This is a genomic window from Salinimicrobium sp. TIG7-5_MAKvit, assembly GCF_049569215.1.
GTDB lineage: Bacteria > Bacteroidota > Bacteroidia > Flavobacteriales > Flavobacteriaceae > Salinimicrobium > Salinimicrobium profundisediminis.
Genome location: NZ_CP145903.1, coordinates 1193261 through 1205133, shown reverse-complemented (window position 1 = coordinate 1205133; position 11873 = coordinate 1193261). Strand labels below are relative to the sequence as shown.

The 11873-nt window shown below is 42.9% G+C and carries 10 protein-coding genes; all 10 read left to right on the top strand.

The features are described from left to right. Nucleotides 1-2: 2 nt before the first annotated feature. The 10 genes from V5739_RS05450 to V5739_RS05405 all read left to right on the top strand — a co-directional run bounded on the left by V5739_RS05450 (nucleotide 3) and on the right by V5739_RS05405 (nucleotide 11820). Nucleotides 3-530 carry a DUF3341 domain-containing protein gene (locus V5739_RS05450; RefSeq protein ID WP_266068390.1) on the top strand — a complete coding sequence of 176 codons (528 nt, stop codon included), beginning with the start codon at nucleotides 3-5 and terminating at the stop codon, nucleotides 528-530. Nucleotides 531-535: 5 nt separating this feature from the next. Beyond that, a complete protein-coding gene (locus V5739_RS05445; protein ID WP_423819942.1) occupies nucleotides 536-1222 on the top strand; it encodes a c-type cytochrome in 687 nt (228 codons plus the stop codon). A 27-nt stretch (nucleotides 1223-1249) separates the two neighbouring features. Further along, nucleotides 1250-2641, top strand: a complete 1392-nt coding sequence (locus tag V5739_RS05440) for a quinol:cytochrome C oxidoreductase (RefSeq protein ID WP_423819941.1) — start codon at nucleotides 1250-1252, stop codon at nucleotides 2639-2641. 26 nt (nucleotides 2642-2667) lie between these two features. Then, entirely contained in the window at nucleotides 2668-3795 is a 1128-nt protein-coding gene (locus tag V5739_RS05435) for a cytochrome c oxidase subunit II (protein WP_423819940.1), read from the top strand. A gap of 21 nt (nucleotides 3796-3816) precedes the next feature. Continuing rightward, nucleotides 3817-5634: a cytochrome c oxidase subunit I gene (locus V5739_RS05430; protein WP_423819938.1), complete on the top strand. Its 1818-nt coding sequence runs from the start codon at nucleotides 3817-3819 to the stop codon at nucleotides 5632-5634. Nucleotides 5635-5716: 82 nt separating this feature from the next. Next, on the top strand, nucleotides 5717-6739 hold the full coding sequence (gene ruvB, locus V5739_RS05425) for a Holliday junction branch migration DNA helicase RuvB (RefSeq protein WP_423819937.1): 1023 nt from the start codon (nucleotides 5717-5719) through the stop codon (nucleotides 6737-6739). A gap of 234 nt (nucleotides 6740-6973) precedes the next feature. After that, nucleotides 6974-7378, top strand: coding sequence for a transposase (locus V5739_RS05420; RefSeq protein ID WP_423819936.1), 405 nt, complete (start codon nucleotides 6974-6976; stop codon nucleotides 7376-7378). A gap of 130 nt (nucleotides 7379-7508) precedes the next feature. Next, nucleotides 7509-8834: a cytochrome P450 gene (locus V5739_RS05415; protein WP_423819935.1), complete on the top strand. Its 1326-nt coding sequence runs from the start codon at nucleotides 7509-7511 to the stop codon at nucleotides 8832-8834. A gap of 74 nt (nucleotides 8835-8908) precedes the next feature. After that, on the top strand, nucleotides 8909-9844 hold the full coding sequence (gene queG, locus V5739_RS05410) for a tRNA epoxyqueuosine(34) reductase QueG (protein WP_423819934.1): 936 nt from the start codon (nucleotides 8909-8911) through the stop codon (nucleotides 9842-9844). A gap of 47 nt (nucleotides 9845-9891) precedes the next feature. Next, complete coding sequence (locus V5739_RS05405) at nucleotides 9892-11820, top strand: trehalase family glycosidase (protein ID WP_423819933.1); 1929 nt, start codon at nucleotides 9892-9894, stop codon at nucleotides 11818-11820. Nucleotides 11821-11873 lie beyond the last annotated feature (53 nt).

The window sequence follows — 11873 nt, the reverse complement described above, 5'->3', positions numbered from 1 at the left end:
GAATGGCATCTAAAGTTATACACGCTCTTTATACAGATGACGACTTGCTTTTACAGGCTGTAAGGCAAGTAAGGGAGGCACGCTACAGCATTGGGCAAATCTATACGCCTTTTCCGGTTCACGGGCTTGATAAAGCGATGGGGTTGGCGCCAACCAGACTGGCAATTACTGCCTTTCTTTATGGGATCATTGGATTGTCTGTAGCAGCAGCTATGATGAATTTCATCATGATTGAAGACTGGCCAATGGATATTGGAGGAAAGCCAAGTTTCAGCTTTATTCAGAATATGCCTTCTTTTGTTCCTATTATGTTTGAATTAACAGTGTTTTTTGCTGCCCATCTTATGGTGTTTACCTTCTTTATGAGAAGTAAATTGTGGCCATTCAAGAAAGCAGAGAACCCTGATAGTAGAACCACCGATGATCATTTCCTTATGGAAGTTGTAGTTGGGAGCCATGATGCAGAGGAGCTAACCGGATTTTTGTTCAACACCGGTGCTTCTGAAATTAAACTAATAGATAAGAAATAAACCCAATGAAAAGTTTATTTAAAAGATCCATATTTTTCATTTTAGCGGTAACGGCGGTTTCCTGTGTAGAGAACTCTAAACCCAATTACCAGTATATGCCAAATATGTACGAGACTGTAAGCTATGAACCATATGGAGCTTACGAAGTTTTTGTTAATGAACAGGAGGCGAAACTTCCCGTAGAGGGAACGGTATCAAGAGGGTGGAAACCTTACGAATATGAAAATTCTCCCGAAGGTTATGCTACTGCCAAAACCGAATTGGAAAATCCGCTGCCATACACCGAAGATAATCTTGCTGCAGGAAAAGCCTTATATACTATTTATTGTGCAGTTTGTCATGGTGATAAGGGAGATGGAAAAGGTATACTTGTACAGCGTGAGAAATTCCTTGGTATCCCTAATTATTCCGATGTGGGGAGAGCCATTACAGAAGGTAGTGTATATCACGTGCAATATTACGGGCTTAACGCCATGGGGTCGTATGCCTCACAAACTTCTATTGAAGAGCGCTGGTTGATCACTCATTATGTTATGAAGCTTAAGAATGATCTTGAAGGAGGCCCTGAAAGAGCGTTTGAAGCTGCACCCGGAACTGAGCCTGAGGAAAATCTTATGCCGCCTGTAAATGCAGAGCAGACTATGGAGGTTAAGCAGAACGAAGCCGAAGGAGAACCAATTGACGAAAACTAAGAATAACAGCATTAGATATTATACAATATGTACACGCTATCCAGTAAATTAAAATTATTTTCCATTATCCTCATGGTTGTTGGTCTCTTAGGCCTTGTCTACGGATTCTTTGCCGTTCCTTCTACTATTGAAGATGTGAGGGAGCTTGTAGCACATGATGGTCATGGAGAAATGGTTGAAATGCCTTTAACAGGGCAAACTGAAGATGAGTTGGAAGATGATGCCAGAGGGTTTGACTATGTACCTTCTGAACATAAAGTAGAAACCGATCGTACAGATGAAGAGGTACACAAAATGGCCGAAGATGCCGAGTTAGTGCACCTGGAGCATATTCTACATCAGCTTCAGAACAAGCCCTGGGCGGCGTTATACGTGGCTGCTTTCTTCTTCTTTATGATAGCACTTGGGGTGCTCGCGTTTTACGCAGTACAATTTGCAGCCCAGGCAGGATGGTCTCCTGTACTTTTCAGAGTAATGGAAGGGATCACTGCATATTTGCTACCTGGTGGGGTTATTATGTTTATTTTACTTGCGCTTTCATCTTTTCATTTTAACCATTTGTTTATATGGATGGATCCGGAAGTTGTGGCACACGATGAGATTATTCAGAATAAACAGTCCTATCTTAATGTTCCGTTTTTCCTGATAAGAGCTTTAATCTATATTGGAGGTTGGGTATTGTTTAGACATCTTCTAACCAGAAATTCAAGAAAACAGGACGAGGCTACAGGTATTACCTGGTATAAAAAGAACTTTAAATTAGCTGCCGGATTCCTTGTATTCTTTATTGTTACAGAATCAATGATGTCATGGGACTGGATTATGAGTTTAGATCCACACTGGTTTAGTACCCTTTTTGGATGGTATGTTTTCTCCAGTATGTTTGTTTCGGGAATTACCGTGATCGCTTTGGTTACTATTTACCTCAAATCACGCAATTATCTGCCATTCGTTAATGACAGCCACATTCATGATCTGGCCAAATTCATGTTCGGGATCAGTATTTTCTGGACTTACCTTTGGTTCTCACAGTTCTTGCTTATCTGGTATTCTAACATTCCGGAAGAGGTTACCTATTACGTGGCGCGTATAGAAGATTACGGATTGGTGTTTTTTGGTATGGTAGTGTTGAACTTCCTGTTTCCTGTGCTCTTGCTTATGAACAGCGATTTCAAAAGAGTGAACTGGTTTGTGGTAATGACAGGAATAATTATCTTACTGGGTCATTACCTGGATATCTTTGTGATGGTAATGCCTGCAACCGTGGGAGAATCATGGTTCATTGGTATTCCTGAGCTTAGTGCCCTGGCATTTTTTGGAGGATTATTTATTTTTGTGGTATTTAGCGCTCTAACAAAAGCACCATTGCTTGCAAAGGGCAATCCTTTCATCAAGGAGAGTGAGCATTATCATTATTAAAAGATTGTTAAAAGAGAAACTATAAAATGACAGTATTTTTAATCATAATAGTAGTAGCATTATTTGCGATAACTATCTGGCAACTTTCCAGGATCTTCCAATTGTCGAGGAATACTAATTCTATCGATTCATCAGAGATCGCAAGTGATAAGGATAACAGAACACAGGGTAACCTCATGCTTGCCTTTGGTATCGCATTCTATCTTTTTATGCTTTATAACTTCTGGAACTTTAGCGACAGGGCTTTACCTGCAGCTTCTTCAGAACATGGAGCAGATTATGATAACCTGTTGTTGATCACCATGGCTGTGATCATGTTTGTACAGGTTATCACCCAGGGTCTTCTTCACTATTTTGCCTTTAAATACAAAGGTAAGAAGGGGCAAAAGGCACTTTTCTTTGCCGATAACGATAAACTGGAATTTGTATGGACCATTATCCCGGTAATCGTATTGGCCGGTTTGATTATATACGGATTGTTTACCTGGAGTGATATTATGGATGTGGATGAAGAAGATGATCCTATCGTAATCGAACTTTACGCCAAGCAGTTTAGCTGGCAGGCACGTTACGCAGGGCAGGATAATGTACTTGGTAAAGCAAATGTTCGCTTTATTGAAGGAGCTAACACTATGGGGGTTGACGAAAGTGATCCATATGCTATGGATGATGTTATCACTGCAGAGATCCACCTTCCGGTAAACAGGCCTGTGCTTTTTAAAATGAGATCTCAGGATGTATTGCACTCTGCTTACTTCCCTCACTTTAGAGCCCAAATGAACGTAGTGCCGGGTATGATCACTCAGTTTTCGTTTACACCAACTGTAACGACCGATGAGATCAATGAAACCGAATATATGAGAGACAAGGTCGCTTATATTAACGAGATCAGGAGAGAGAAGAGCGCCGAGCTGGCTGCATTGGGTGAAGAGCCTTTAAGTGATTATGATCAATTTGAATATTACCTCTTGTGTAATAAGATTTGTGGTGTGGCACACTACAACATGCAAATGAAAGTAGTTGTAGAAACTGAAGAAGAATTCAATACCTGGATGGCAGAACAAAAGGAATATTCTGAAACCATGGAAGCTGCAACTGCAGACAGGCAGGTTGAAAAGAATAGTGGGAGCGAACTTGCACAGGTAGAAAATTAATTAAGTTAAGAATAAAGAAATATGTCAGCAGTAGGACACGTACCGGTTAATGAACACGCTCATGATGATCATCACCATGAGGGTAATTTCTTTACGAAATATATATTCAGCATGGATCATAAGGTTATTGCAAAGCAATACCTTTTCACTGCACTTTTTATGGGGATTATTGGAATCGCAATGTCCATCTTCTTCCGTATGCAGCTTGCATGGCCTGCTGAATCATTTAAAATATTTGAGATCTTTCTGGGCAAATGGGCTCCAGATGGTGTTATGAGTCAGGAGATCTACCTTGCACTTGTAACTATCCACGGTACCATCATGGTATTCTTTGTACTTACGCAAGGGCTTAGTGGAACTTTTAGTAACCTGTTGATTCCGCTTCAAATTGGAGCTCGTGATATGGCTTCAGGATTTATGAACATGCTGTCTTACTGGCTGTTCTTCCTTTCCTGTATTATCATGCTTAGCTCTTTGTTTATTGAATCCGGGCCTGCTTCAGCCGGGTGGACAATTTATCCGCCGCTAAGTGCATTGCCGCAAGCTATTGGTGGTTCTGGTCTTGGTATGACGCTGTGGTTAATATCTATGGCAATTTTCATCGCTTCATCTCTTTTAGGTTCACTAAATTATATTGTTACAGTCATTAACCTTAGAACTAAGGGAATGTCTATGACACGTTTGCCTTTAACTATTTGGGCTCTTTTTGTTACTGCTATTATTGGAGTAGTTTCTTTCCCGGTGCTGTTATCGGCAGCTTTGATGCTTATTATGGATAGGAGCTTCGGAACTTCTTTCTTCCTTAGTGATATTTATATTGGAGGAGAAGTGCTGCACTACCAGGGTGGTTCGCCTATTCTTTTTGAACACCTTTTCTGGTTCCTTGGGCACCCTGAAGTATATATTGTTATACTTCCTGCCATGGGTATCGCTTCAGAGATCCTGGCAACCAACTCCAGAAAACCCATTTTTGGATACCGTGCAATGATCGCATCTATTTTGGGTATTGCCTTCCTTTCAACAATCGTTTGGGGGCACCACATGTTCGTATCGGGTATGAACCCGTTCCTTGGTTCGGTGTTTACCTTTACAACTTTATTGATCGCAATTCCTTCCGCAGTAAAAGCCTTTAACTGGATCACAACAATCTGGAAAGGGAACCTGCAAATGAACCCTTCAATGCTGTTCTCTATTGGTTTCGTTTCTACCTTCATCACAGGAGGTCTAACCGGGATCGTTCTTGGAGATAGTACTCTGGATATTAACGTGCACGATACTTACTTCGTTGTGGCTCACTTCCACCTGGTGATGGGTATTTCTGCCCTCTACGGAATGTTCGCAGGTATCTACCACTGGTTCCCAAAAATGTTTGGGCGTATGATGAACAAGAAACTTGGGTACATCCATTTCTGGATCACTATTATAGGTGCTTATGGAGTATTCTTCCCAATGCACTTTGTGGGTATGGCAGGTCTACCACGTAGATATTATGACAACACTGCTTTCCCATACTTTGATGACCTTTTAGAGGTGAATGTATTGATCACTGTGTTCGCTATAATAACTGCACTGGTACAGTTGGTATTCCTTTACAACTTTATACATTCTATAGTTGCCGGGAAAAAAGCTACTGCCAACCCATGGAATTCCAATTCACTTGAGTGGACTACTCCTGTTGAACCCATCCATGGAAACTGGCCTGGTGAGATTCCACACGTTTACCGTTGGGCTTACGATTACAGTAAAACAAATGAAAATGGTGAGTATGTGATTGCAGGGCAGGACTTCGCCCCTCAAAACGTACCGCTTCAAAAAGGGGAAGAAGAGCTTAATCATTAAGCTTTCCCTTCTTTAATACTACAAAGCCTTTTCATCTAATGAAAAGGCTTTTTCTTTTATCTTTGTTCCAAACCTGATGAGCATGAACGAAAACCTGGATCCCACCGGTGAAAATTTTTCTTCGGAAGAACTTGACATCGAAAGAGCTTTACGGCCTCTCGAATTTGATGATTTTGCAGGCCAGGATCAGGTATTGGATAATCTGAAGGTTTTCGTTGAAGCTGCAAATCAGCGCGGGGAAGCTCTTGATCACACGTTGTTCCATGGGCCTCCCGGGCTTGGTAAAACTACTCTGGCGCACATTCTGGCCAATGAGCTTGGCGTGGGTATAAAAGTGACTTCAGGCCCTGTGCTCGACAAGCCGGGTGATCTTGCAGGTCTGCTTACCAATCTCGATGAAAGGGATGTATTATTCATAGATGAGATCCACCGCCTTAGTGCCGTAGTGGAAGAATACCTCTATTCGGCTATGGAAGACTACCGGATAGATATTATGATCGAAACAGGCCCGAATGCGCGTTCTGTACAAATCAATTTAAATCCCTTTACGCTTATAGGTGCAACCACCCGTAGCGGATTACTCACCGCGCCAATGCGGGCACGTTTTGGGATCTCCAGCCGACTCGAATACTACACCACCGAATTGCTTTCTGATATTGTTCAACGAAGTGCGCATATTCTAAAAGTTCCAATTTCTATGGAAGCTGCTATCGAAATTGCCGGCCGTAGCCGTGGGACACCGCGTATCGCAAATGCCCTTTTACGAAGGGTAAGGGATTTTGCGCAGATAAAAGGCAACGGAAAAATTGATATAGAAATAGCAAAGTTCAGTCTTAAGGCATTGAATGTAGATGCTCATGGACTTGATGAAATGGACAATAAGATCCTCACCACTATAATCGACAAGTTCAAAGGTGGCCCCGTGGGCATCACCACCCTTGCAACCGCAGTGAGCGAAAGCGCAGAAACTATAGAAGAAGTCTACGAACCCTTCCTTATTCAACAGGGCTTCATTCAACGGACACCCCGGGGAAGGGAAGTCACCGAAGCTGCCTATAAACACCTCGGAAGAGTAAGAGGCGGTATCCAGGGAGGATTGTTTTAATGTAAACCTAACAGGTCTCTAAGACCTGTTAGGTTTTGACCAGAAGAGGAAGAAATGAAGCAGGATGTACTTGAGCCGGGTGGAACTTATCACATTTTCAACAGGGGGAACAATAAAGAAGATATCTTCAGAGAAGCTGTGAATTATGACTATTTTCTTCAGCTTCTAAAATAATACATCATCCCCACAGCCGATGTGTACGCATACTGTCTCTTAAAGAATCATTTTCATTTTTTGTTGCGAATCAAAGATGCTCAGGATCTACCTCATAAATTCTTTGAAAAACCACACCTGGCTTTTTCACATTTTTTCAACGCCTATACTAAAGCAATCAATAAAAGATACGGCAGGTCGGGTAGCCTTTTCCAGGAACATATTAAAAGAAAAAGAGTAGAGGATGAAAGATATTTAGTTCAATTAATTGCTTATATTCATCTAAACCCTGTAAAACACGGTTTTACTGAAGATTATAAAAGTTATAGGTTTTCTTCTTATCAGGCTTATAAATCGTCTAAACCTTCACTTTTGAAACGGGAAGTTGCACTGTCCCTTATCGATCATGAAGTGTTCGAATATTGGCATGATGAAAGAAAATTGCAAACCGAATATTTAAATAATTTCCTGCAGCACCAGACCTAACAGGTCTTCAAGACCTGTTAGGTCTCTACATAAGAGTAAGAGGCGGTATCCAGGGAGGATTATTTTAATATTGGCATTTTAGACCTCACAGGTTTTTAAAAACTGTGAGGTCTGCCAGAGATCCATAAACATGAAAGACACCAGTGGTATACCAACAGTTTCCAGACTTGAATTCTATAAAAGTGCAGCCGGCATATTGAAAAATCCGTTGCCCTTTCATAACAGGAATTTTCAGAAATATGGGGATACCTTCAGGTTGAACATTGGTTTTGGTCGCAAGATCATTTTTTCCCGCGACTCAGGTTTTGCCGAATACGTACTTCAGAAGAATCAAAAGAACTACACGAAATCTGAAATTCAGACTGTAGATATGTCCAAATATCTCGGTCAGGGTCTGCTTACTGCCGAAGGAGAGCTTTGGAAAAAACAGCGTAAGCTCATCCAGCCTGCTTTCCACAAAAAGCAATTGGCGGGACTGTTAGATAAAGTGCAGTCGGCAATTGTGGAAGAGTTGAAGAAGATCAATACCACGGCACCCATGGATGTTTTTCCGGTGTACAATGACCTGGCTTTTCAAACTGTGGTAAAATCTCTTTTTAGTAGTGCCGTGGGCCAGCGGGAGATCGACAGGCTTCAATATATTACCGAAGCTGCTCAAAAAATGCTTGTAAAGGAACTTAGGCAGCCGTACCTGGGCTGGTACTTTAAATGGTTTGGAAAGATCAAGGAGCACCTGAACCTAACCGCCGAAGCCCGGCAGATCCTCACCCGTCTTATTGAAGAGCGAAAGAAAAGTGGAAAACGGGAAGACGACCTGCTCGATATGCTGCTCGATGCCCGTTACGAAGACGGAAATGCCATGAGTCACAAGCAGCTGGTTGACGAGATCCTCATCCTGTTCACTGCCGGCCACGAGACCACTTCAAACTCCCTCACTTTTATTACGCAGTTGCTGACCAGAGATCCTGAAATTCAGGAGAAGATCTTTGCGGAAGTAAAAGCCGCTAAAGAAAATTCAGGAGAGCTTATGGAATTCCTAAGGCATTGCCGCTTTACTCAGGCAGTGGTGGAAGAGGGCATGAGGCTGTATCCGCCGGTGTATTTTATTGATAGGGTGAACCTGGAGGACGATGAATTCGAAGGGAAATTCTACCCCAAAGGTTCCAGCCTGTTGTTTTCCATTTATGAGATCCACAGGCACCCAAAACATTGGAAGGATCCTGAGCAGTTTTTACCTGAAAGATTTCTTGAGGGAAAATACGCCAACTATTTTCCGTTTGGTGCAGGCCCGCGCAAATGCATCGGGAATAATTTTGCTATGTATGAGATGGTGATGACAGTAGCCGAACTGGTTTCCAGGTACAAAATTGAGGCCGGCACGGGAGAAATCAAAATTCAGCCGCTCATCACCCTTAAACCAAAAAACGCCATACTTCAGTTTAAGCTTCGGAAATAATCCCTTCCAAAAATGCTATTTTTGGCACCTCATAATTTTTTGTGTTGAGCACAGAAGTTGCAAAGTTTTAGAAAGTGAATAATTCAGCAAGATCAAAGAACAGCGCTTTAATTAAAGCCGAAGCCCAGCGCCTTGGCTTTCTTTCCTGCGGAATTTCGAAAGCTGAATTTCTCGAGGAAGAAGCGCCGCGCGTGGAAGAGTATCTGCAAAAAGAAAGACACGGAAAAATGTCATTTTTGGAGAACTATTTTGACAAGCGGCTCGATCCCACAAAACTTGTTGAAGGTTCAAAAAGCGTGATTTCCCTGCTGCTCAATTATTATCCCGAAGAGAAACAGCGGGAAGATTCCTACAAGATCAGTAAATATGCTTACGGCACCGATTATCACTTTGTCATAAAAAATAAACTGAAAAGTTTGCTGCAGTTCATTCAGCAGGAAATAGGTGAGGTTGAAGGCCGTGCTTTTGTAGATTCGGCGCCGGTGATGGACAAAGCCTGGGCCGCCAAAGCCGGGTTGGGCTGGGTGGGCAAGCACACTTTACTGCTTTCAAAGCAAAAAGGCTCGTTCTTTTTTGTGGCCGAGCTTATTGTAGACCTGGAACTGGAGTATGACGCGCCGGTAACCGATCACTGCGGAAGCTGTACCGCCTGCATTGACGCCTGCCCCACAAATGCCATTGTAGAGCCTTACAAAGTTGATGGCAGCAAATGTATCTCGTATTTCACGATTGAACTGAAAGACCAGCTTCCGCAGGAAATGAAGGGGAAGTTTGATGACTGGGCCTTTGGCTGTGATACTTGCCAGGATGTGTGCCCGTGGAATAGATTTTCGAAACCCCACCGCGAGCCACTTTTTAATCCGCATCCCGAGTTGCTTAGTATGAGCAAGAAGGATTGGGAAGAGATCACCGAAGAAACTTTCCGGAAGGTGTTTAAAAAGTCGGCTGTGAAACGCACCAGGTACAGCGGACTCAACCGAAACATAGCATTCCTCAAAAAAGATTCCTGAAGCTTTCTCTACAGGAATTCGTAACTTTCTGTTTCAACGGAAAAGTTATGGTCTCAAAAAAGCTTTTTTTAATCTTTATTTTTAGTTGTTTCTTCCAGAATTCTCCTGTTTTTGCACAGGAATTTCAGCTGAAGACGGGGCAAACGATGCAACGCCTGCTGCAACAGGCCGATACCGATGGCGACAAAAAGATCACTGTAGAAGATGATCCAAAAATGCCATTTTTGATACCTCATTCCGAAGGAGATTCGGTAGAGATCGGCCAGATCTACTATTTGTCTAACCTGCTTCAGGAGCTGGCAGTAGCGAGAGCACAAAATAAAGATTCGGTACAAATTTCTTTTGGGAGGATCAAAGAACCGCCTACGCAGCGCATTTCCAGAAGGATTGAAACGCAGTTTTGGGATGATCTCACCCGTACGATTGACCGTAAGGGGATTCAAAAGATCCTTCGAGACACAAAAGCTTCAGATGGCGTGCAGCGCTTGTATGTGCCGGCTACCGATACTTTAGGGATCAGATATTACAAAGATCTTCAACAGGAATTAAGCGAATTTGAGGTGGTGGTGCTTCCGGAGAAAATAACTCCGCAGTACGTCAAATCCATTAACGACAAACCCGGCCTGCTTGCCCTTAAAATAGAAAATGACCGCGGGGTTCCTTTTGTGGTGCCCGGTGGCAGGTTCAATGAAATGTACGGGTGGGACAGCTATTTTGAAGGCGTAGGCCTGCTCATCGACGGGAGGATTGATCTTGCAAAGGCGATGGTTGATAATTTTATCTACCAGATCAATCACTACGGAAAGATCCTTAATGCAAATCGCTCCTACTACCTCACCCGCACTCAGCCGCCGTTTATATCTTCTTTTTTTCGCGAGGTTTATGAAGCTATGGAAGTTAAGGATGAAGCCTGGCTGCGCGAGGCGCTGAATGCTGCCATAAAGGAGTATGAGCAGGTTTGGATGGAGGAAGGGGAGCGACTAACCGGGAACGGACTTAACCGGTATTATGCGCAGGGGAAAGGCATCCCGCCGGAGACCGAAAAAGGGCATTTTAGCGAGGTGCTTCAGGAATTTGCGGAGAAATATGGTTTGGAAGTTTCAGAATTTGTAGAGCAATATCAATTGGGAACAATAGAAGCCCCGGAAGTAGATGAGTATTTCCTGCACGATCGCAGTTTGCGTGAGAGCGGGCACGATACCTCTTGGCGACTGGAAAACAGAACGGCATATCTCAACACAGTAGATCTCAATTCCCTGCTTTATAAATACGAAAAGGATTTTGAGTGTCTCATTGATGAATATTTTGATGGGAGTTTCACCACTTCAGTAGGAAAAAAATATACCGATGACTACTGGGAAGAAAAAGCTGAAGATCGAAAAGAGCTGATGAACCGGTATTTGTGGAATGAACAAGACGGAAGTTTTTATGATTATAACTTTAAAGCAGGAGAACAGATAAAATACATTTCGGCCACCAACTTTTACCCCTTGTGGAGCGGACTGGCTTCCGAAGCACAGGCAGAAAGAATGGTTCCGCAGTTAATTCAGGATCTTAAGGCGCAGGGCGGCATACTTTCAAGCGCAAAATCTTCCGTAGAAAAAACCGCCACAAACGATGTGCAAAGGCAGTGGGATTATCCTTATGGTTGGGCGCCGCATCAAATGTTGCTTTGGCAGGGGTTGCTCGATTATGGCTATGAAGAGGAAGCTTATGAACTCATTTATCGCTGGCTGTGGATGATCACGAAAAATGCGGTAGATTATAATGGAACCATTCCCGAGAAATACGACGTGGTTGATGCCACGCACAAGGTTTATGCCGAATACGGAAATGTGGGGACAGAGTTTGATTACATCACCACTTCAGGATTTGGCTGGATGAACGCATCTTATCAGCTGGGTCTGGAATTACTTCCGAAGCAATACCGCGAAAGGCTGAACGAGCTGGTAACACCCAAAAATGCCGGGTTTTAATTACTGAAAATGGCTGCATCGATACTTCCGATTGATTCATTGTGGTGGCAGTT